Source organism: Streptomyces sp. MRC013 (genome assembly GCF_023614235.1).
GTDB lineage: Bacteria > Actinomycetota > Actinomycetes > Streptomycetales > Streptomycetaceae > Streptomyces.
The window spans coordinates 4671522-4693152 of record NZ_CP094264.1; the positions used below are offsets into that span (position 1 = coordinate 4671522).

18 protein-coding genes and 3 pseudogenes are annotated in these 21631 nt (G+C 75.5%); 14 read left to right on the forward strand and 7 right to left on the reverse strand.

All coding sequences use genetic code 11. From position 1 onward, the window contains the following. The first annotated feature begins 3 nt into the window (after window positions 1-3). From LUW75_RS21250 to LUW75_RS21285, 8 genes and pseudogenes are all read left to right on the forward strand, one after another. Window positions 4-1108: pseudogene (locus tag LUW75_RS21250) on the forward strand (quinone-dependent dihydroorotate dehydrogenase). After that, complete coding sequence (pyrF, locus tag LUW75_RS21255) at window positions 1105-1944, forward strand: orotidine-5'-phosphate decarboxylase (RefSeq protein ID WP_250337034.1); 840 nt, start codon at window positions 1105-1107, stop codon at window positions 1942-1944. Before LUW75_RS21250 ends, pyrF begins: the two are co-directional and overlap by 4 nt. A gap of 308 nt (window positions 1945-2252) precedes the next feature. Next, complete coding sequence (locus LUW75_RS21260; RefSeq protein ID WP_250337035.1) at window positions 2253-2576, forward strand: integration host factor; 324 nt, start codon at window positions 2253-2255, stop codon at window positions 2574-2576. Between the two features lie 49 nt (window positions 2577-2625). Beyond that, complete coding sequence (gene gmk, locus LUW75_RS21265; protein WP_250337036.1) at window positions 2626-3219, forward strand: guanylate kinase; 594 nt, start codon at window positions 2626-2628, stop codon at window positions 3217-3219. Between the two features lie 33 nt (window positions 3220-3252). Continuing rightward, the gene (gene rpoZ, locus LUW75_RS21270) at window positions 3253-3522 is read left to right on the forward strand and encodes a DNA-directed RNA polymerase subunit omega (RefSeq protein ID WP_129310310.1); all 270 of its coding nucleotides are present in this window, start codon (window positions 3253-3255) and stop codon (window positions 3520-3522) included. 154 nt (window positions 3523-3676) lie between these two features. Next, window positions 3677-4885: a bifunctional phosphopantothenoylcysteine decarboxylase/phosphopantothenate--cysteine ligase CoaBC gene (gene coaBC / locus LUW75_RS21275; protein WP_250337037.1), complete on the forward strand. Its 1209-nt coding sequence runs from the start codon at window positions 3677-3679 to the stop codon at window positions 4883-4885. Between the two features lie 234 nt (window positions 4886-5119). Beyond that, window positions 5120-6328: a methionine adenosyltransferase gene (metK, locus tag LUW75_RS21280; protein WP_250337038.1), complete on the forward strand. Its 1209-nt coding sequence runs from the start codon at window positions 5120-5122 to the stop codon at window positions 6326-6328. Window positions 6329-6454: 126 nt separating this feature from the next. After that, on the forward strand, window positions 6455-8599 hold the full coding sequence (locus LUW75_RS21285; protein ID WP_250337039.1) for a primosomal protein N': 2145 nt from the start codon (window positions 6455-6457) through the stop codon (window positions 8597-8599). A gap of 145 nt (window positions 8600-8744) precedes the next feature. On the opposite strand, the gene LUW75_RS21290 is transcribed toward LUW75_RS21285, so the two are convergent. Beyond that, window positions 8745-9251 carry a hypothetical protein gene (locus LUW75_RS21290; protein ID WP_250337040.1) on the reverse strand — a complete coding sequence of 169 codons (507 nt, stop codon included), beginning with the start codon at window positions 9249-9251 and terminating at the stop codon, window positions 8745-8747. A 271-nt stretch (window positions 9252-9522) separates the two neighbouring features. On the opposite strand from LUW75_RS21290, the gene fmt reads away from it, so the two are divergent. The 6 genes and pseudogenes from fmt (at window position 9523) to LUW75_RS21320 (ending at window position 16567) form a co-directional block, all read left to right on the forward strand. Further along, window positions 9523-10455 (forward strand): methionyl-tRNA formyltransferase, encoded by a 933-nt coding sequence (fmt, locus tag LUW75_RS21295; protein WP_250337041.1) that lies wholly within the window; start codon window positions 9523-9525, stop codon window positions 10453-10455. A 101-nt stretch (window positions 10456-10556) separates the two neighbouring features. After that, window positions 10557-11993, forward strand: a complete 1437-nt coding sequence (locus LUW75_RS21300) for an RsmB/NOP family class I SAM-dependent RNA methyltransferase (RefSeq protein ID WP_250337042.1) — start codon at window positions 10557-10559, stop codon at window positions 11991-11993. Between the two features lie 86 nt (window positions 11994-12079). Continuing rightward, window positions 12080-12764 (forward strand): annotated as a pseudogene (gene rpe / locus LUW75_RS21305) (ribulose-phosphate 3-epimerase). An 85-nt stretch (window positions 12765-12849) separates the two neighbouring features. Then, window positions 12850-13896 (forward strand): sugar-binding transcriptional regulator, encoded by a 1047-nt coding sequence (locus LUW75_RS21310; protein WP_250337043.1) that lies wholly within the window; start codon window positions 12850-12852, stop codon window positions 13894-13896. A 161-nt stretch (window positions 13897-14057) separates the two neighbouring features. Then, a complete protein-coding gene (locus LUW75_RS21315; RefSeq protein WP_250337044.1) occupies window positions 14058-15500 on the forward strand; it encodes a GuaB1 family IMP dehydrogenase-related protein in 1443 nt (480 codons plus the stop codon). A gap of 191 nt (window positions 15501-15691) precedes the next feature. Further along, entirely contained in the window at window positions 15692-16567 is an 876-nt protein-coding gene (locus LUW75_RS21320) for a SigB/SigF/SigG family RNA polymerase sigma factor (RefSeq protein ID WP_462933764.1), read from the forward strand. 34 nt (window positions 16568-16601) lie between these two features. On the opposite strand, the gene LUW75_RS21325 is transcribed toward LUW75_RS21320, so the two are convergent. From LUW75_RS21325 to LUW75_RS21350, 6 genes and pseudogenes are all read right to left on the reverse strand, one after another. Beyond that, window positions 16602-17072: an ATP-binding protein gene (locus tag LUW75_RS21325; RefSeq protein ID WP_250337046.1), complete on the reverse strand. Its 471-nt coding sequence runs from the start codon at window positions 17070-17072 to the stop codon at window positions 16602-16604. Window positions 17073-17115: 43 nt separating this feature from the next. Further along, entirely contained in the window at window positions 17116-18360 is a 1245-nt protein-coding gene (locus LUW75_RS21330) for a PP2C family protein-serine/threonine phosphatase (protein ID WP_250337047.1), read from the reverse strand. Next, window positions 18357-18704 (reverse strand): hypothetical protein, encoded by a 348-nt coding sequence (locus tag LUW75_RS21335; protein ID WP_250337048.1) that lies wholly within the window; start codon window positions 18702-18704, stop codon window positions 18357-18359. The genes LUW75_RS21330 and LUW75_RS21335 overlap by 4 nt, the downstream gene beginning before the upstream one ends. A 678-nt stretch (window positions 18705-19382) precedes the next feature. Beyond that, on the reverse strand, window positions 19383-19955 hold the full coding sequence (locus LUW75_RS21340; protein ID WP_349816471.1) for an anti-sigma regulatory factor: 573 nt from the start codon (window positions 19953-19955) through the stop codon (window positions 19383-19385). Further along, window positions 19938-20321 (reverse strand): annotated as a pseudogene (locus LUW75_RS21345) (STAS domain-containing protein); the annotation flags it as partial. The gene LUW75_RS21340 and the pseudogene LUW75_RS21345, both read right to left, overlap by 18 nt. After that, complete coding sequence (locus LUW75_RS21350; protein WP_250337049.1) at window positions 20318-21214, reverse strand: STAS domain-containing protein; 897 nt, start codon at window positions 21212-21214, stop codon at window positions 20318-20320. The gene LUW75_RS21350 and the pseudogene LUW75_RS21345, both read right to left, overlap by 4 nt. Between the last annotated feature and the right edge of the window lie 417 nt (window positions 21215-21631).

The window sequence follows — 21631 nt, forward strand, 5'->3', positions numbered from 1 at the left end:
CGAATGTACGAACTCTTCTTCAACCTCGTCTTCAAGCGGATGGACCCGGAGCGCGCCCACCACGCGGCCGTCCGCTGGATCCGCCTCGCCGCCGCCGTACCCGTGCTGCGCACCTTCGTCGCCGCCGTCCTCGCCCCCCCGCCACGGGGAGCTGCGCACCGAGGCCCTCGGCCTGCGGATGCACGGCCCCTTCGGGCTCGCCGCCGGCTTCGACAAGAACGCCGTCGCGATCGACGGCATGGCGATGCTCGGTTTCGACCACGTCGAGATCGGTACGGTCACCGGCGAGCCCCAGCCGGGGAACCCCGGCAAGCGCCTCTTCCGCCTCGTGCCGGACCGGGCCCTGATCAACCGCATGGGTTTCAACAACGAGGGCTCCGCGGCCGTCGCGGAACGGCTGCGCGCACGCGTGCCGGTGTTCAGGACCGTCGTAGGCGTCAACATCGGCAAGACCAAGGCCGTCCCCGAGGCCGAGGCCGTCGCGGACTACGTGAAGTCCACCGAGCGCCTGGCCCGCCACGCCGACTACCTCGTCGTCAACGTCTCCTCGCCCAACACCCCCGGCCTGCGGAACCTCCAGGTCACGGAGGCGCTCCGCCCGCTGCTCACCGCGGTGCGCGAGGCCGCCGACCGCACGGTCCCAAACCGCCGCGTACCGCTCCTGGTGAAGATCGCCCCCGACCTGGCCGACGAGGACGTCGACGCCGTCGCCGACCTCGCCGTGGAGCTGGGCCTGGACGGGATCATCGCCACCAACACCACCGTCGCCCGCGACGGCCTCGCCTCCGACCCGGCGCTCGTCGCGGAGACCGGCGGCCTGTCCGGGGCCCCCCTCAAGGAGCGCTCCCTGGAGGTCCTGCGCCGCCTCCACGCGCGCGTGGGCGACCGGCTCGTCCTCGTCGGCGTCGGCGGTGTCGAGGACGCCGAGGACGCCTGGCGGCGCATCCTCGCCGGCGCCACCCTCGTCCAGGGCTACAGCGCCCTCATCTACCGGGGGCCCTTCTACGCCCGCGCCGTCCACAAGGGCCTCGCGGCCCGGCTCAAGGCATCCCCGTACGCCACCCTCGCCGACGCCGTCGGCGCGGACACCCGGAAGGCGGCCCAGTGACCCCCGCACCCTTCGGCGCCCGCCTCCGCGAGGCCATGGACACCCGCGGCCCGCTCTGCGTCGGCATCGACCCGCACGCCTCCCTGCTCTCCGCCTGGGGCCTCGCCGACGACGTCCGCGGCCTGGAGGCCTTCACCCGCACCGTGGTGGACGCGCTGGCCGGCACCGTCGCCGTCTTCAAGCCGCAGAGCGCCTTCTTCGAGCGGTTCGGCTCGCGCGGCGTCGCGGTCCTGGAGAGGGCCGTCGCCGACCTGCGGGACGCCGGCGCCCTGGTCGTCATGGACGCCAAGCGCGGCGACATCGGCTCCACCATGGCCGCGTACGCGGAGGCGTTCCTGCGCGAGGGGTCGCCGCTGTTCTCGGACGCACTGACCGTCTCCCCGTACCTGGGCTACGGCTCCCTGAGGCCCGCCGTCGACCTGGCGCGCGAGAGCGGCGCCGGCCTGTTCGTCCTCGCCCTGACCTCCAACCCGGAGGGCGCCGAGGTCCAGCGGGCCGTGCGCGGGGACGGGCGGAGCGTCGGGGCGACCGTGCTGGCGCACCTCGCCGCGGAGAACGCGGGACGGACCCCCATGGGCTCCTTCGGCGCGGTGGTCGGCGCCACCCTCGGCGACCTGTCCTCCTTCGACCTGGACGTCAACGGCCCCCTCCTGGCCCCGGGCATCGGCGCGCAGGGCGCCACCCCGGCCGACCTGCCGGCCGTCTTCGGCGCCGCCGTGCGCAACGTCGTCCCCCACGTCAGCCGCGGCGTCCTGCGGCACGGCCCGGATGCGGCGGCCCTCAGGAGCGCGGCGGAGCGGTACGCGGACGAGGTGCGGATCGCCGTCGGCGGCTGAACCCCGCGGAGTGCTCCGCACCGCACGGACGCCCGCTCCGCCCGGCGGGGGAGCGCGGAACGGCTCGTGACGGTTGTTGACGTATTCAAGCCCCAAACGGAGGCGTTATGTCTTGTTTGTCTGGCAGGATCGATGCTGACCAGGACTTTTCCTCTGTTCTCGGTGACTCTGGCGGCCCCGGCCGCTAGTCTCCGACGAGAGTCAGCGTTCGCAGCGGTCACTGCGTTGCTCGTTGCTCGCTCGGTGTGGGCCGACTAGGTTCCTCACCGGTCCGTATCCGACAGTTCGACATCCGAGGTGACGTAGGCGTGGCTCTTCCGCCCCTTACCCCTGAACAGCGCGCAGCCGCGCTCGAAAAGGCCGCCGCGGCTCGCCGGGAGCGGGCCGAGGTCAAGAATCGACTCAAGCACTCCGGCGCCTCGCTCCACGAGGTCATCAAACAGGGCCAGGAGAACGACGTCATCGGCAAGATGAAGGTCTCCGCCCTCCTGGAGTCCCTGCCGGGCGTGGGCAAGGTCCGCGCCAAGCAGATCATGGAGCGGCTGGGCATCTCCGAGAGCCGCCGCGTCCGCGGGCTCGGCTCCAACCAGATCGCGTCCCTGGAGCGCGAATTCGGCGGCCCCAAGGCCTGACGGCCGGCGCCCGGCGTCCGGAGCCCCCGGGAGCTGGAATAATCGCCCCATGGCTGCAACATCCCGGGGGACGACCCCCGAGCCCCCGGTCGTACGTCCGCGGCTGACCGTGCTCTCCGGCCCCTCCGGGGTCGGCAAGAGCACGGTCGTCGCCCATATGCGCAAGGTCCACCCGGAGGTCTGGCTCTCGGTGTCGGCCACGACCCGCGAGCCGCGCCCCGGCGAGCAGGACGGCGTGCAGTACCACTTCGTCACGGACGACGAGTTCGACAAGCTCGTCGCCAACGGCGAGCTGCTGGAGTGGGCCGAGTTCGCAGGCAACCGCTACGGCACGCCGCGCCGGGCCGTAGCGGACCGGCTGGAGGCCGGTGAGCCCGTCCTCCTGGAGATCGACCTCCAGGGCGCCCGGCTGGTCCGCGAGTCCATGCCCGACGCCCGGCTGGTCTTCCTCGCCCCGCCGAGCTGGGACGAGCTGGTCCGGCGGCTCACCGGCCGCGGCACCGAGTCGCCCGAGGTGATCGAGCGGCGCCTGGCGGCGGCCAGGGTGGAGCTCGCCGCCGAGTCCGAGTTCGACACCACCCTGGTCAACACCTCCGTCGAGGACGTGGCGCGTGAGCTGCTAGCCTTGATGGACGTTGTCTGATTTCTCCTTGTCCACTTTTTCGGAAGGTAGAGCGTGTCCTCTTCCATCACCGCGCCCGAGGGCATCATCAACCCGCCGATCGACGAGCTGCTCGAGGCCACGGACTCGAAGTACAGCCTCGTGATCTACGCGGCCAAGCGCGCGCGGCAGATCAACGCGTACTACTCGCAGCTCGGTGAGGGCCTGCTCGAGTACGTCGGTCCGCTGGTGGACACCCACGTCCACGAGAAGCCGCTCTCGATCGCCCTGCGGGAGATCAACGCGGGCCTGCTGACCTCCGAGGCCGTCGAGGGCCCGGCGTAGTAAGAGCCCCCAGCGTCATCACCAGGCCCGGCGGACCCCCGCCGGGCCTGTGGTGTGCCCCGGAAACCGCGAGGCCCGGCGGCCCGCGGCCCCCCGGGGCCGCGCAGTCCCGGAACACCGGGACGCCGTACCAACCCCCAGAGCGGGAGGCGCAGTGCCCAAGCCCAAGGTCGTCCTCGGAGTCAGCGGCGGCATCGCCGCCTACAAGGCGTGCGAGCTGCTGCGCCGGCTGACCGAGTCGGGCCATGACGTACGGGTCGTCCCGACCGCGTCCGCCCTCCACTTCGTCGGCGCCGCGACCTGGTCGGCGCTCTCCGGCAACCCGGTCTCCGCCCGGGTCTGGGACGACGTCCACGAGGTGCCGCACGTCCGCATCGGGCAGGCGGCCGACCTCGTCGTCGTCGCCCCCTGCACGGCCGACACGCTCGCCAGGGCCGCCCACGGCCTCGCGGACGACCTCCTGACCAACACGCTCCTCACCGCCCGCTGCCCGGTGGTCTTCGCCCCCGCCATGCACACCGAGATGTGGGAGCACCCGGCCACCCGGGAGAACGTCGCCACGCTGCGCCGCCGCGGCGCCGTGGTCGTCGAGCCCGCCGTCGGCCGCCTCACCGGCGCCGACACCGGCAAGGGCCGGCTCCCCGACCCGGCCGAGATCTTCGAGGTCTGCCGGCGGGTCCTCGCCCGCGGCGCCGCCGGACCCGACCTCGCGGGCCGCCACGTCGTGGTCAGCGCCGGCGGCACCCGCGAGCCGCTCGACCCCGTCCGGTACCTGGGGAACCGCTCCTCCGGCAAGCAGGGCTACGCCCTCGCCCGCACCGCCGTCGCCCGCGGCGCCCGCGTCACCCTCGTCGAGGCCAACACCGGCATGCCCGACCCGGCCGGCGCCGACGTCGTCCACGTGGGGACGGCCGTCCAGCTGCGCGAGGCCGTCTTGGAGGCCGCCGCGGACGCCGACGCCGTCGTCATGGCCGCGGCCGTCGCCGACTTCCGCCCCGCCGTGTACGCCGAAGGCAAGATCAAGAAGCGGGAGGGCGAGGAGCCCGCACCCGTCGCCCTCGTCCGCAACCCGGACGTCCTCGCGGAGCTCTCCGCGGGCCGCGCCCACCCCGGCCAGGTCGTCGTCGGCTTCGCGGCCGAGACCGACGACGTCCTCGCGAACGGCCGGGCCAAACTCCGCCGCAAGGGCTGCGACCTGCTCGTCGTCAACGAGGTGGGGGAGCACAGGACCTTCGGCTCCGAGGAGAACGAGGCCGTCGTCCTCGGCTCCGACGGCACGCAGACGCCCGTCCCCCACGGGCCCAAGGAGGCCCTCGCGGACATCGTGTGGGACCAGGTGGCGACCCGGCTGCCACGAGGGTGAACGCCGTGATTCCCCTCACAGCCGGGCGGCCTCGCGGACCGGGCGACTCCCCGCACCGGAGCTGATCTCGCCGTCGGCGCGGGGCCGGCGGGGCGATCGGACCCGCGCCGTGCGAGACGCCCTGGCCCCAAGTCGGAAGGCGCCCGATAAGCTGTTCCCGGAACGACGCGGGGCGCAGCCCCCTGCCGGTCCACCGACGATCAGCCAGCAGCCGCTGCAAACCCAGGGAGCATCGTGTCCCGTCGCCTGTTCACCTCGGAATCCGTGACCGAGGGTCACCCCGACAAGATCGCTGACCAGATCAGCGACGCCGTCCTCGACGCGCTGCTGCGGGAGGACCCCACTTCCCGCGTCGCCGTGGAGACGTTGATCACCACCGGTCTGGTGCACGTCGCCGGCGAGGTGACCACCAAGGCGTACGCCGACATCCCGACGCTGGTGCGCGAGAAGATCCTGGAGATCGGCTACGACTCCTCGAAGAAGGGCTTCGACGGGGCGTCCTGCGGGGTGTCGGTGTCGATCGGCGCGCAGTCCCCGGACATCGCCCAGGGCGTGGACGCTGCCTACGAGCGGCGTGTGGAAGGGGACGAGGACGAGCTGGACGCGCAGGGCGCCGGCGACCAGGGGCTGATGTTCGGCTACGCGTCGGACGAGACGCCGGAGCTGATGCCGCTGCCGATCCACCTGGCGCACCGGCTGTCCAGGCGGCTGACGGAGGTCCGCAAGAACGGCACGATCCCCTACCTGCGCCCGGACGGCAAGACGCAGGTGACCGTCGAGTACGACGGCGACAAGGCCGTGCGGCTGGACACGGTGGTGGTCTCCTCGCAGCACGCCAGTGACATCGACCTGGACTCGCTGCTGACCCCCGACATCCGCGAGTTCGTCGTCGAGCACGTGCTGGCGGGGCTGCTGGAGGACGGGATCAAGCTGGAGACCAAGGACTACCGCCTGCTGGTCAACCCCACGGGCCGGTTCGAGATCGGCGGGCCGATGGGTGACGCCGGGCTGACCGGCCGGAAGATCATCATCGACACCTACGGAGGCATGGCCCGCCACGGCGGCGGGGCGTTCTCGGGCAAGGACCCCTCCAAGGTCGACCGTTCGGCGGCCTACGCGATGCGCTGGGTCGCCAAGAACGTCGTCGCCGCCGGTCTGGCCTCCCGCTGCGAGGTGCAGGTGGCCTACGCCATCGGCAAGGCCGAGCCGGTGGGCCTGTTCGTGGAGACCTTCGGCACCGCCAAGGTGGACGTCGAGCGGATCGAGAGCGCCATCGCCGAGGTCTTCGACCTCCGTCCGGCGGCGATCATCCGCGACCTGGACCTGCTGCGTCCGATCTACTCGCAGACGGCCGCCTACGGCCACTTCGGCCGCGAGCTGCCCGACTTCACCTGGGAGCGCACCGACCGCGTCGACGCCCTCCGCAGGGCCGCGGGCCTGTAGGCCCGTCCGCGCCCGGCGCACCGGAGGCCGGCCCCGTCCCGTACGGAGGCCGGCCTCCGGCGTTCCCGGACGCCCGCGCCCCGCGATCGCGGCGCGGTGTCGGTGGCGTCTGGTAGGCATGGGGCCGTGAGCAGCGGGAGCGGGGATCGGGAAGGGCGGCCGGGCGAGGGGCCGGAGCAGCTCGCGCTCATCCGCGAGTCCGTGCGGAAGGCGAAGGCTCCGAGGGCCAGGCCGCGGACGTGGCGGGGGGCCGCCCTGGCGAAGGAGCTGCCCGTCGCCCGGGTGGTCGTCAACAAGGGCGTGCTCCACCTCGACCAGTTCTTCGACTACGCGGTCCCCGAGGAGCTCGACGCCGCGGCCCGGCCCGGGGTGCGGGTGCGGGTGCGGTTCGGCGCGGGAGCCCACCGGGTGCGGGACGGGCGGCGCGAGGGCGGACGGCTCATCGACGGGTTCCTCGTCGAGCGGCGCGCCGACACGGACTACCCGGGGCCCCTGGCCGCGCTCGCCGACGTCGTGTCCCCCGAACCCGTCCTCAGCCCCGAACTGCTGGGACTGGCCCGGGCCGTCGCCGACCGGTACGCGGGCAGCCTCGCCGACGTCCTGCAGCTGGCCGTACCGCCCCGCAACGCCCGCGCGGAGGGCCGGCCGTCGCCCGAACCGCTGCCGCCGCCGCCCGTGCCCGAAGCCGGAACGTGGACGCGGTACACGCACGGCGAGGCGTTCCTGGGCACCCTCGCGCGAGGGGGCGCGCCGCGCGCGGTGTGGACCGCCCTGCCGGGCCCGCACTGGGCGCGGGAGCTGGCGCGGGCGGTGGGCGCGACGCTCGCCTCCGGACGCGGCGCCCTCGTCGTCGCGCCCGACGGGCGGACCGCCGCGCGCGTGGACGCCGAGCTGACGGCCGTCCTCGGGGAGGGGCGGCACGCGCTGCTGACCGCCGAGGCCGGTCCCGAGCAGCGGTACCGGCGGTGGCTGGCCGTGCGGCGCGGCTCGGTGCGCGCCGTCGTCGGGACGCGCGCCGCCATGTTCGCGCCCGTACGGGACCTGGGGCTGGTCGCCGTCTGGGACGACGGCGACGGCAGCCACAGCGAGCCGCACGCCCCGCAGCCGCACGCGCGCGACGTGCTGCTGCTGCGCGCCGCGCACGAGGGGTGCGGCTTCCTGCTGGGCGGCACGAGCTGCACGGTGGAGGCCGCCCAGCTCATCCGGAGCGGCTGGGCGCACCCCCTCGCGGCGCCGCGCGAGCGGGTGCGGGCCGCCGCGCCGCTCGTGCGGACCGTGGGGGACGCGGAGCTGGCGCGCGACGAGGCGGCGCGGGCCGCGCGGCTGCCGTCCCTCGCGTGGCGGGCCGTACGGGACGGGCTGAGGTCCGGGCCGGTGCTGGTGCAGGTGCCCCGGCGGGGCTACGTCCCCCGGCTGGCGTGCGAGCGCTGCCGCGCACCGGCCCGGTGCCGGCACTGCGCCGGACCCCTGGAGGCCCCCGGGCAGCGGGAGCTGAGGTGCGGCTGGTGCGGGCGCGGTGAACCGGACTGGCACTGCGCCGAGTGCGGCTCCGTCCGGCTGCGCGCACGCGTCGTCGGCGCCCGGCGCACGGCGGAGGAGCTGGGGCGGGCCTTCCCGGCCGTACCGGTACGCACCTCCGGGCGCGACCACGTCCTGGACTCGGTACCGGGCAGGCCCGCGCTGGTGGTGAGCACACCGGGCGCCGAACCGGTCGCCGAGGGCGGGTACGCGGCCGCGCTGCTGCTGGACGGCTGGGCCCTCCTGGCCCGGCCCGACCTGCGGGCCGGGGAGGAGGCGCTGCGCCGCTGGATCAACGCCGCGTCACTGGTGCGGGGCCAGGACGAGGGCGGCACGGTGGTCGTCGTCGCCGAGCCGACGCTGCGGCCCGTACAGGCGCTGGTGCGGTGGGACCCGGTGGGCCACGCCAGGCGGGAGCTGGCCGAGCGCGCGGAGCTGGGCTTCCCGCCGGTCTCCCGCATGGCCGCGGTGGCGGGCCGCCCGGGGACCGTCGCCGGGTTCCTGGAGGCGGCCGGGCTCCCGCCCGAAGCGGAGGTCCTGGGACCGGTGCCGCTCCGCCCCGCGGCCCCCGGCGGCCCCCGCCGCCCGGGCGACCCGCCCGCGGACGAGGCGTGGGAACGCGCCCTGGTGCGGGTCCCGCCCGGCGCCGGCGCGGCCCTGGCCTCCGCGCTCAAGAAGGCCCGGGCCGCGCGTCCGGCCGGGGGAGGCGGGCCGCCGGTCCGCGTCAGGATGGATCCCCCGGACATCGGCTGAGGGGGCGGGGCGCGGGGGCCGGGCCCGCCGTCCCCGAAGAGGCGCGGGGCGTCCCGGGCGGCGCGGGCCGACGGGATCCCGGTCGCGGAGCCGCCCCGCGCGCCGGGGGAGGAGGGGCGGGCGGGGCGGCCGGCAGGGGGGAAGGTCAGCCGTTGCGCGGGGCGGGCAGGACGCCCGGACGGTCCTCCTCCCGGTGGAGCTGGTCCCTGCGGGTCTGCGCCGCCTGCTGCGGCGCCGACGACCGGGCCGCCGGGACCGGCGCCGGCTGCCCCGGGCGCTCCGCCGCGGCCGGCTGCCGGGCCGCCGCGCGGCGCGCCCCGTACCGGCGGTGCACGGCCTGCTTCGTGACGCCCAGGGCCGAACCGACCGCGTCCCACGAGAAGCCGAGCGAGCGGTCGAAGTCGACGGCCGCGGTGACCAGGGTCTCGACGCTGTCCCGCAGCTCCTGCGCGAGCCGGACGGTGGGGGCCGGGGCCCTGCCGTAGACGACGAAGCCCGTCGACGGGCCGGAGCGACGCGGGCGGTAGACGTTGCCCAGCTGGGCGGTGAGCGTGCGCAGGGCGTCCACCTGTCGGCGGACCCGCTCGATGTCCCGCACCAGCAGGTGCAGGCTTGCCCGGGCTTGGGCGTCGTGGGTTGCGTGGTCGGCCATCTACAAGCCTCTCGAACCGGCGTCGGAAAGGAGCGGGCCGCACCCCGAGGGCAGCCCCGTTCGGTCAATCTCCTTTGACAACGCGCCACCCGCGGCCGGGGTCACGCGGCGCGGGCGTATCCGCATATGCGCGAGGCGCGCGGACACGCGTACGCCCCCCGGGGCGCCGGGCCCTAGACTGGTGCGCCGCCCGGCCGCCCCGCGGGCCGACCCGGCGGGGCACTCCCGCCGCGACCCCGGCGCCCCCGACGAACAAGCGAGGTAACACGGAGTGAAGCTCGTCTTCGCAGGCACACCCGAGGTCGCCGTCCCCGCCCTGGACGCCCTGCTCGCCTCCGGCCGGCACGAGGTGGCCGCCGTCGTCACGCGGCCCGACGCCCCGGCCGGGCGGGGCCGGCGCCTGGTCGCGAGCCCCGTCGCGGAGCGGGCCGCCGACGCGGGCGTCGAGGTCCTCAAGCCCGGGAGGCCGCAGGACGAGGAGTTCCTCGCGCGGCTCCGCGAGATCGCGCCGGACTGCTGCCCCGTCGTCGCGTACGGCGCGCTGCTGCCGAAGGCGGCACTGGACGTCCCGGCCCGCGGCTGGGTGAACCTCCACTTCTCGCTGCTTCCCGCGTGGCGCGGCGCCGCACCCGTCCAGCACGCGCTGATGGCCGGGGACGAAGTGACCGGGGCGTCGACCTTCCTGATCGAGGAGGGCCTCGACTCGGGACCCGTCTACGGCGTCGTCACCGAGGAGATCCGCCCCACCGACACCAGCGGCGACCTGCTCACCAGGCTCGCCTTCGCGGGCGCCGGGCTGCTCGCGGCGACGATGGACGGCATCGAGGACGGCATGCTCGAGGCGGTGCCGCAGCCCGTGGAGGGCGTCACCCTCGCCCCGAAGATCACCGTCGAGGACGCCCGCGTCGACTGGACGGCGCCGGCGCTCCGCGTGGACCGGGTGGTGCGGGGCTGCACGCCCGCCCCCGGGGCGTGGACCCTCTTCCGCGGCGAGCGCCTGAAGCTCGTCCAGGCGGCGCCGGCGCCGGGCCGCACGGACCTGGCCCCGGGCGAGCTGTCGGCCGGCAGGCACGACGTGCACGTCGGCACCGGCTCCCACGCGGTGGAGTTGCTCTGGGTCCAGGCGCAGGGCAAGAAGCCCATGCGCGCGGCGGACTGGGCCCGGGGGGTCCGCATCGCGCCGGGCGAGCGCCTCGGGGCCTGACGCCGCACACCGGACCCGGCGGCCCCCGCCTCCGTCCGCGGCCGGGGCGGGAGGGGGGACTACCCTGGAGGGGTTCGACCCCCCTGAAAGCGGAGCACCTTTTGAGCGAGCAAGGCCGTCGCCGTCCCTCCAAGCCGTACCGGCGCCCCCGGAAGGACCCGGTGCGCGTCCTGGCCTTCGAGGCGCTGCGCGCCGTGGACGAGCGGGACGCGTACGCGAACCTCGTACTGCCGCCGCTGCTGAAGAAGGCCCGCGAGCAGGACGGCTTCGAGGCGCGGGACGCCGCGCTCGCGACGGAACTCGTCTACGGCACGCTGCGCCGGCAGGGCACCTACGACGCGATCGTCGCCGCCTGCGTCGACCGGCCGCTGCGCGAGGTCGACCCGCCGGTGCTGGACGTGCTGGCGCTCGGCGCCCACCAGCTGCTGGGCACGCGCATCCCGGCGCACGCCGCCGTGTCCGCGAGCGTCGAGCTGGCGCGAGTCGTCCTGGGCGACGGGCGGGCCAGGTTCGTCAACGCCGTCCTGCGCCGCGTCGCCCGGCGGGACCTGGACGGCTGGCTGCAGGAGGTCGCGCCGCCCTACGACGAGGACCCCGAGGACCACCTGGCCGTCGTGCACTCGCACCCCCGCTGGATCGTCTCCGCCCTGTGGGACGCCCTCGGCGGCGGCCGCGCCGGCATCGAGGACCTGCTGGAGGCCGACAACGAGCGCCCCGAGGTGACCCTCGTCGCCCGGCCCGGCCGCGCCACCCGGGCCGAGCTGCTGGACGCGCTGGGCGAGGAGGCCGGGCGGGCCGGGCGCTGGTCGCCGTATGCCGTGCGGCTCGCCGAGGGCGGGGAGCCGGGAGCCCTCGACGCCGTGCGGGAGGGCCGCGCCGGCGTCCAGGACGAGGGCAGCCAGCTCGTCGCCCTCGCCCTGGCCGAGGCTCCGCTCGACGGCCCCGACGCGCGCTGGCTCGACGGCTGCGCCGGCCCCGGCGGCAAGGCCGCCCTGCTGGGGGCGCTGGCGGCCCGGCGCGGTGCCGCCCTGCTCGCCGCCGAGAAGCAGCCCCACCGCGCCCGCCTGGTCCAGCGCGCCCTCGCCGGGAACCCCGGCCCGTACGAGGTCGTCACCGCCGACGGCACCCGCCCGCCGTGGCGCCCCGGCTCGTTCGACCGGGTCCTCGTCGACGTGCCCTGCTCCGGCCTCGGCGCCCTGCGGCGGCGCCCCGAGGCGCGCTGGCGCCGCCGCCCCGAGGACCTGGACGGCTTCGCCCCGCTCCAGCGCTCCCTGCTCGCCGAGGCGCTGCAGGCCGTGCGGGTCGGCGGCGTCGTCGGGTACGCGACCTGCTCGCCCCATCTCGCCGAGACCCGGGTCGTCGTGGAGGACGTGCTCAAGGGGCGCGGGGGAGTGCGGGCCGCGACCGCCGAGTGGATCGACGCCCGCCCCCTGATGCCCGGGGTCCCCGCACTCGGGGACGGCCCGGACGTCCAGCTCTGGCCCCACCTGCACGGCACCGACGCGATGTACCTGGCGCTGCTCCGCCGCACCGCCTGACCGGCCCGGGCGGCGGCGCGCCCTCCGGCGCGTCCGCCCCGGGGAATCGGGGCGGACGGGGGGCCCGGGCATGGCAGGCTTGGCACATGGCCCAGATCAACCCCAGCATCCTGTCCGCCGACTTCGCCCGCCTCGCCGAGGAGGCCCGGGCCGTCGAAGGCGCCGACTGGCTCCACGTGGACGTCATGGACAACCACTTCGTACCCAACCTCACGCTGGGCGTGCCGGTCGTCGAATCGCTCGGCCGGGCGACGGACACGCCGCTGGACTGCCACCTGATGATCGAGGACCCGGACCGCTGGGCCCCGCAGTACGTGGAGGGCGGGCGCCGGGTCCGTCACGTTCCACGTGGAGGCCGCCGCCGCGCCGGTACGGCTGGCGAGGGAGATCCGGGCCAAGGGGGCGCGCGCCTCCATGGCGCTCAAGCCCGCCACCCCCGTCGAACCGTACGAGGACCTGCTGCCCGAGCTGGACATGCTGCTGGTCATGACCGTCGAGCCGGGCTTCGGCGGCCAGGCGTTCCTCGACGTCGTGCTGCCGAAGATCCGCCGCACCCGTGAGCTGATCTCCAAGCACGGTCTGGAGCTGTGGCTCCAGGTCGACGGCGGCGTCTCCGCGTCCACGATCGAGCGCTGCGCCGAGGCCGGTGCGGACGTCTTCGTCGCGGGTTCCGCCGTGTACGGAGCCGACGACCCGGCCGAGGCCGTGCGGATGCTGCGCGACCGGGCCGAGCGGGCGACGGCCTCCGCCACCTGGGCGTGCGGACACTGAGCCACAGGCGGGTCACCGGGAGATGAACGCGAATCGACAGGACTGATCAAGGCCCGCCGGATCTGCAAGGATGGCCATCCGGAGTGTGAACGGCAGTGAGGAGAACGCGGTGTCTGCAATGTCGGCGGGACGTCCAGCCCTGCGGATGGGACCCGCGGAGCTGGTGCAGGCGGCGGCCATGGCCCGCCGCTTCTACCTCGAGGGGAAGTCCAAGATCCAGATCGCCGAGGAGTTCGGCGTCAGCCGCTTCAAGGTCGCCCGCGTCCTGGAGACGGCCCTGGAGCGGGACCTCGTGCGGATCGAGATCCGCGTGCCGGCGGAGCTGGACGCGGAGCGGTCCGACGCGCTCCGGGCACGCTACGGCCTGCGCCACGCCGTGGTCGTCGAGTCCCCCGCCGAAGGCGAGGAGGAGTCGCCCGACCCGGAGAACCTGGGCGAGGTCGCGGCCGACCTGCTCGGCGAACTGGTGGCCGAGGGCGACGTCCTCGGCCTGGCCTGGGGCCGGTCCACCATCCACATGGCCGCCGCCCTCGACCGGCTCCCGCCGTGCACGGTCGTCCAGCTGACCGGCGTGTACGACGCGGGGACCGCCGAGCGCGGCTCCGTCGAGGCCGTCCGCCGCGCCGCCCAGGTCTCCGGCGGCGAGGCGCACCCCATCTACGCGCCGATGCTGCTGCCCGACCCGGCCACCGCCGCCGCGCTGCGCGACCAGACCGGCGTCGCCCGCGCCTTCGAACACTTCGACAAGGTCACCGTCGCCGCGGTGTCCATCGGCTCGTGGGAGCCGGGGGTCTCCACCGTCCACGACATGCTCAGCGACGAGGAGCGCGCCCACTACGCCTCCCTCGGCGTCGCCGCCGAGATGTCCGCCCACCTCTTCGACGCCTCCGGCCGCCGCGTCGGACGCGACCTCGGGGAGCGGTGCATCACCGTGGAGGCCGACCGGCTGCGCCGCGTCCCGGAGGTCGTCGCCATCGCGGGCGGCTCCCGCAAGGCCGCGGCCATCGGCGCCGTACTCCGCTCCGGGCTGGTCACCAGCCTCGTCACCGACACGTCCGCCGCCGACTACCTGCTGACCGAGTCCGAGCCGGGACCGCGGCCCGCACTGGAGCGCTTCGACCCGGACAGCTGAACCGGGCGCCCCCCCTCGGAGGAATCCACGAGACCGCCCCGTGGGGTCTGGAGGTTCCGCCCGGGGCCGGACGCGCGCCGCCGTGCGAGGATGAAGTACGTGCGTTTTCCCCCGGCCGAGATGTCCCGGGGCCGACTCCGAACGACTGGGATGTTCAGCACGTGCGTTTCCTCAACGATCTGAAGCCGCCGTACGACCTGACGTACGACGACGTGTTCATGGTGCCCGGGCGCTCCGCCGTGGGCTCCCGCCAGGGCGTCGACCTCACCACCCCCGACGGCACCGGGACCACCATCCCGCTGGTCGTGGCCAACATGACCGCCGTCGCCGGGCGCCGGATGGCCGAGACGGTCGCCCGCCGCGGCGGGCTGGTGGTCATCCCCCAGGACATCCCGATCGATGTCGTCGCCGACGTCGTCTCCTGGGTCAAGAGCCGTCACCACACCCTCGACACGCCGATCGTCCTCGACCCCGGCCAGACCGTCGCCGACGCGCTGTCGCTGCTGTCCAAGCGGGCGCACAACGCCGGCGTCGTCGTCGGCGCGGACCACGAGCCCGTCGGCGTCGTCACCGACCGGGACCTGGTCGGCGTCGACCGCTTCACCCGGCTGTCCGAAGTCATGTCGAAGGACCTGCTGCTCCTCGACGCGGACATCGACCCCATCGAGGCGTTCGGCACGCTCGACCACCACAACCGGCGCTACGCCCCGGCGGTCGACGGCGACGGCCGGCTCGCCGGCATCCTCACCCGCAAGGGCGCCCTGCGCGCCACGCTGTACACCCCCGCCGTCGACGACCACGGGCGCCTGCGCGTCGCCGCCGCCGTCGGCATCAACGGCGACGTGGCGGGCAAGGCCAGGCAACTCCTCGACGCGGGCGTCGACACCCTCGTCATCGACACGGCCCACGGCCACCAGGAGTCGATGATCAACGCGGTCCGCCTGGTCCGCGGCCTCGACCCGCAGGTCCCGATCGTCGCCGGCAACGTCGTCGCCGCCGGGGGCGTCCGCGACCTCGTCGAGGCGGGCGCGGACATCGTCAAGGTCGGCGTGGGCCCCGGCGCCATGTGCACCACCCGCATGATGACGGGTGTGGGGCGTCCGCAGTTCTCGGCCGTCCTGGAGTGCGCCGCCGAGGCGCGCAGGCACGGCAAGCACGTCTGGGCGGACGGCGGCGTCCGCCACCCGCGCGACGTGGCCATGGCGCTCGCCGCCGGCGCGTCCAACGTCATGATCGGCTCCTGGTTCGCCGGTACGCACGAGTCGCCCGGCGACCTCCAGCAGGACGCGGACGGCCGTCTGTACAAGGAGTCCTTCGGCATGGCCTCCGCGCGCGCCGTGCGCAACCGCACCAGCGAGGAGTCCGCGTACGACCGGGCCCGCAAGGCGCTGTTCGAGGAGGGCATCTCCACCTCGCGGATGTACCTCGACCCGGCCCGCCCCGGTGTGGAGGACCTGATCGACTCGATCGTCGCGGGCGTCCGCTCCTCCTGCACCTACGCGGGCGCCGCCTCCCTGGAGGAGTTCGCCGAGAAGGCCGTCGTCGGCGTGCAGAGCGCCGCCGGCTACGCCGAGGGCAAGCCGCTCCACTCCAGCTGGAACTGACCCGTCGCGGCCGGCGGGCCGTCCCCCCGGGGGACGGCCCGCCGGCCGCGACCCTCCCTCCCCGCACCCCCGTACGGTCCTCCCGCGCCGTACGGCCGGCACGCCGGCACGGCCCCTTCGCCAGGGGCTGAGGGGAAACGGGGAACCGGGAGGAGTGTCCGGCGCGGTACGGGGTAGACGCGCCTCCGGCAATGTCGACACGAAGGGAGGGCAACGTGCCCACGGCGACCACGACCCCGACGGAGACGACGGCACCCGCGGTGCCCCTGCCGCGGATCACCGACCCCACCGAGGTCGCCCCCCAGGACGCCAAGGAGCTCTCGAAGCAGTTCTTCGCGCGGCTGGCGGTCCTCGAGGAGGGGACCGAGGAGTACCAGTACGTCCGCAACACGCTGATCGAGCTGAACCTGTCGCTGGTCAAGTACGCCGCCACCCGGTTCCGCAGCCGCGCCGACCAGATGGAGGACATCGTCCAGGTCGGCACGATCGGGCTGATCAAGGCCATCGACCGCTTCGAGCTCAGCCGGCAGGTCGAGTTCGCGACCTTCGCCATGCCGTGCGTGATCGGTGAGATCAAGCGCTTCTTCCGGGACACCAGCTGGTCGGTGCACGTCCCCCGGCGGCTGCAGGAGCTGCGCATCGACATCGCCCGGGCGACCGACGAGCTCTTCCAGGAGCTGGACCGGTCGCCCACCGCGGCGGAGCTCGCCGCCCGCCTCGGCATCGGGGAGGACGAGGTCGTCGAGGGACTGGTGGCGGCCAACGGGTACACGGCCGCCTCGCTGGACATGCCGCTCGACGAGTCGGGGGAGCCCGCCTCGGCCACCCTCGCGGACCTGGTGGGCGAGGAGGATCGCGACATGCGGCTGACGGAGGACGTCCAGGCGCTCAAGCCCCTCGTGGAGCAGCTCGGCGAGCGGGACCGGGCCATCCTCCGGATGCGGTTCGTCGAGGAGCTGACGCAGGCGGAGATCGGCAGGCGGCTCGGCGTGTCGCAGATGCACGTCTCCCGGCTGCTGACGCGGATGACGGCGCGGATGCGCGAGGGACTGCTCGGCGGGGACTGACGGACGGTCCACGGCCTCCGCGAGCCCCGCCCGGTCAGGGCGCCGCGGATCCGACGCGGTCCACCGGGCGCGGCGCGGGCCCCGCGGCGCCGGAACGCACCGGTCGGTCGTCGCGCTCCCGGACACCCGCCCCCGCCCGCCGGTCCGCCGGGGCGCGCCACTCGGCGCGCACGGTCTTGCCCGCCGGCCCGGGACGCACGTCGACCCGGTCGGCGAGCTGCTGGACCAGCCGCCACCCGAACCCGCCGCCTCCGCCGAAGTCGGGCTGACGGGCGGAGGGGCGGACGGGGCTGGTGTCCTCCAGCTCCAGGGCGAGCAGCCGCTCCCGGGCGTGCAGCCGCAGGCGCCACTCCCCGTCGGTGTGGTGCAGCGCGTTGGCCAGGAGTTCGGTGACCACCAGACGCACGGCGGTCAGGTCCGCCCAGGGGCAGCGGTCGGCGACGAAGCCGGTGACGGTCTCCCTGACCTCGGCGCTGTCGACGGTACGTGAGTCCAGAACAAGCACGGGCGCCTCCTTCCCCCCTTCGCGTACCCCCGCACCACCGACTTCAGTACGCCCTTCGGGCGCGCCGGACCACCAGGGCCACCGTGTCGTCCGGGTGGAGGATCACGGTATGCATCTCCTCCGCGAGGGCGCCCGGCACCTCCTCGACGGGCAGGCACCGGTGGCGTCGGGCCGCCCCCGCGAGACGCTGCTCGCCCTCGCACGGGTCGCGGCGGCTCTCGGTCAGCCCGTCCGTGTAGAGGACCAGCAGGTCGCCCGGGTCCAGCCGGTCGCGCAGGAGCACCTCGCTGCCCGGCAGCGGGAAGCCGACGCCCCGGCCGGCCGCCTCCAGGAACCGGGTGGCGCCGTCGCGGCGCACCAGCAGGGCCGGCGGGTGGCTGCCGTTGGCCAGCCGCAGCTCGCCCGTGCGCGGGTCGATGCGCACCACCTGCACCGTGGCCATCAGCTCCTGGTCGAAGGCGGCCAGCACGTCGGCGGTCCGGGCCACCAGCGTCTCCAGCCCGTGGCCCTCCAGCGCCAGGGTGCGGACGGCGTGGGTGACGTTGAGGGCGCCGCGGGTGCTGGTCAGCCCGTGCCCGAGCGCGTCCACGAGGGTGATGTGGACCGTGCCGTCGGGCAGCGTGAACCAGTCGTACAGGTCGCCCCCGGTCGGCGCGTGGCTCTCGGCCGGCTCGTAGCGCACCGCCATCTCCAGTCCGGGCACCTCGACCGGCGGCGGGCGCAGCGCGTCCTCCAGCTGCCGCAGCATCCGGCCGTGGGCCTTGCGCAGCTGCTCGTCGCGCTCCTCCAGCTGGACGTAGAGGGCGAGGACGCCGCTGTTGGTCTCGGCCAGCTCGTCCTTGAGCCGCTGGTGCTCGCGGTCCAGGCGGTCCAGGCGCTCGGTGAGGAAGGCCGTCTCCTCCTCCAGCAGCGCCACCGGGTCCGGCCGGTCGCCGCCGGGCTCCGCCGCGGGGCGGCGGGCGGCCCCGGGATCCGGGAGGGGGACCGTCCAGGCGGCCCCGGCGGGCGCCGGCAGGGCGGGCAGGGGGAGGGCGTCCAGGTCGGAGGGCGGCTCCGCACGGCCCGGCAGGGACAGACGCACCGCCAGGTCCGCCCCGGTGCCCCGCGGGGGCGGTACGACCTCCAGCGAGACCGCCCTCCCGGCGGCCAGGTCCGCCGCGGCGAGCCGGCTCGCCGACAGCACCAGCCGGGAACGCAGGTCCGGTTCGACACCGGCCCGGTGCGCCGCCCGGCGCAGGGTCGTGCGCAGCTCGTCCAGCGAGCGGCAGGTGGTGGACTGGGCTCTCATGGGGTTTTCGGGGTAGGGGCCACGGCCAGCACGGTGACGTCGTCCCGCACCGTCCGGTGCGCGTGGGCCAGTACGACGGGGAGCAGGGGGGCGGGGAGGCGGGTGAGCTCCGGCCCCGGCGACCGCTCCCAGCCGCCGTCGACGCCGTCGCTGTGCAGCAGCAGCGTGCCGCCGCGCGCGTCCGGCAGCCGCCGTACGACCGGGTCCGGCATGTTCCAGCCGACGACCCCGGGCTGCGCGCCGAACCGGTGCCGCACGCCGTCGTGGCCGACGACGTACGCCCGCACGTTGCCGACGGCGCAGTGTTCGACCGCACCGCCCGGCGCCCGCCGCAGCAGCCCCACCGCCGCGCCGCGGGGTGCTCCGCAGGGCCTCGTGCAGCGCGCGCATCAGCCGCGGCAGGGGCAGGCCGGGGGAGCGGCGGAAGACCCCCACGGCGAGTTCCGCGGCCTCGGCGGCGGCGGGGCCGTGTCCCAGGCCGTCGACCACCGCGACGCTCACCGTCCCGTCCCCCGGCGCGACCTCCAGGGCCCAGGCGTCGCCGCACGACGACTCGCCGTCGGCCGGCAGCCGCAGCACGCCGGCGTCCGGCACGGCCGCCCCCGCACCGTCCGGCGGACCGGGGGCGGGACCGCGCAGCCGGGCGCAGACCGCCGCCCCTCCCCCCGGCACGGCGCGCAGCACGAGGTCGTCGGCCAGCTCCCGTACGCCCTCCAGCCCTGGCAGGGGCCCCGGGCCGTGCGGCCCCCGTCCCGCCCCGCCGGCGTCCGGCCCCGCACCGCGGCCGGGCCCCGCCCCGACCGCGACGATGTCCAGCCCCGGCCGCAGCGCCGACGGCTGCACGTACACCGCGCTGCGCGGGGAGCACCGGGCGAGGGCGCGGGCCAGTTCGCCGGCGCACTCGGCGGCCCGGTCCGGCAGCGCCCCCGGCAGGGCCTGCTCCAGGGCCGCCCGGTGCGCGGCGCGGGCCGCCGGCCGGGCGTCGCCGTCGTCGTGGACGCGGACGAGCGCGGTCACCGCGGTCACCGGTCGTTCCACCGCGTCACCACCACCGTCGTGCCCCGGCCGGGGGCGGTGCGGACCTGGAAGTCGTGCATGAGCCTGCGGGCCCCGCCCAGGCCGTGGCCCAGACCGCTGCCGGTGGTGAAGCCGTCCTGGAGCGCGGCCTCCACGTCCGGGATGCCGGGACCCTCGTCGCGGACGGTCAGCCGCAGGCCGCGCCGCCCTCCCGGGGCCAGCAGCCGCACCTCCAGCGTCCCGCCGCCGCCGTGGACGTAGGCGTTGCGGGCCAGTTCGCTGGCGGCGGTGACGATGCGGGTCTGGTCGACGATCCCGAACCCGGCCCGGACGGTGGCCGCCCGCACCTCGTGCCGGACGGTCAGCAGGTCCTCCTCGGACCGCACCTCGTACCGGGAACACCCGTCCCCGTCGGCGCCGGCCCCGGCGCCCGGCGCCCCGTACCCGGGGGCCGGGAGGGGCCCGGCCGCCTCCCCGCCGCCGTCCCCCGGGCGCGGGGCCGTCCCACCCGGGCGCCCGCCGGGGCGTCGCCGGGCGTCACGGCCGGCCCTCCCCGGGGGGCCGGGCGGGTGAGGCATGCGCTGCCAGCCGAGGGCGGTCAGCCCCTGCTCGGCGTTGAGCGCCGTCTCCACGCCCGTCAGCCGCAGCCCGAGCTCGACCAGGGTGATCGCCACGGCCGGGCGCATCCCGGCGACGATGACCCGCGCGCCCAGGAGGCGCGCCATGGTGGTCAGCTCCGTGAGGGTCCGCGCGACGAACGAGTCGATGACCTCCAGCCGGGAGATGTCGATGAGCACGCCGCGGGCGCCGTCCGCCGCGATGCGCTCGGTCAGTTCGGCGGTGAACGCCAGCGCCGAGGTGTCGTCCAGCTCGTTCAGCAGGCCGGTCACCAGCACGTCGCCCAGCCGCAGGATGGGCACGCCCGTGGGGCGGGGCGCCGTCACTCGGTCACCGGCCGGTCGTGGGGGGCGGACGCGTCGGCGCCGACGGCGGGCTGGTCGGTGAGGCTGATGGCGGCGGCCAGGGCGTCCGCCAGGGTCGCCCGGGTCAGGATCGTCGACAGGTCGATGCCCAGCTGGGCGATGGTCTGCGCGATGGGCGGGCGGATGCCGCTGATGACGCAGTCGGCGCCCATCAGCCGCACCGCGTTGACCGTGTGCATCAGGTGCTGGGCCACCGCCGTGTCGACGGCCGGGACGCCGGTGATGTCGATGATCGCGACCTGCGCCTCGTTGTCCTGGATCGCCTGGAGGAGGCTCTCCATGACCACCTGCGTCCGCGCCGTGTCCAGCGTCCCGATGAGGGGGACCGCCAGCACGTGCCGCCACAGCCGCACCACCGGCGTGGACACCTCCAGCAGCTGCCGGCTCTGCCGCTGGATGACCTCCTCGCGGCCCTCCACGTACGTCTCGAAGGACAGCACGCCCGCCGCGTCGAGGAGCCGGTTGATCAGGATCGCGGCGGAGAACAGCTCGGCGGAGTCGCGGGTGGTGTGCTGGACCGCCGTCAGCAGCGCCTCCTTCAGGGAGAGCACCGCGAGCGAGGTCGCCGTCGGCGACGCCCCCGCGCGGGCACGGCGCAGCGAGAGCTCTATCACCGTGCGCCGCAGGTCGTTCCGCGAGGTCACCAGCCGCTCCACGGGGACGTCGCTGGCCAGCCCGGCGGCCAGCGCGGAGATCAGCAGGTCGGCCTCCTCGCGGACCTCGTGCTCGCTCATGTCGGTGCTGAGCACCGCCTGTTCGAGCTGGAGCCGGACCCAGCGGTCCGCGATCTCCTCCTCGCGGTCGCGCAGGGCCTCGCAGAGGCGGTCCCGCACACTCGATTCGCTGGTGTTCACACGTACCTCTCGCACTCGACGGTGGGAGGACCCGGTCGTGCGCCGCGAACCCTCCTGCGGGGCACGGGACTTGACCGAGCTCCCTGCCTTCGTACAACGCAGTCGGAATCGTAGGGTCGGGCGGGCCGCGGGCGCGAGCCGCCGCGCGCCGTGCCCGCCGCGGTGTCCCGGTGCGCCCCTACCCCCGCGCGCGGACCCCATGCCGGGGCGTCGCCCGGTCGCCGTACACGCGGCCCGCGCCGGCCGGGGCGGCCCGCGGGCGCGCGTCCGCCCGTCCGGGCGCCCTCCGTGCCGAGCACCCCGATGTGACGATTCATGCGGCAGTGCGCAATGTTCACCCGTCCGTTCCCGAAGAGCGCAATGATCATTCACTCATGCGCAACATCGCTGCATTTCAGAATGCGAAGCTCTCCCCGT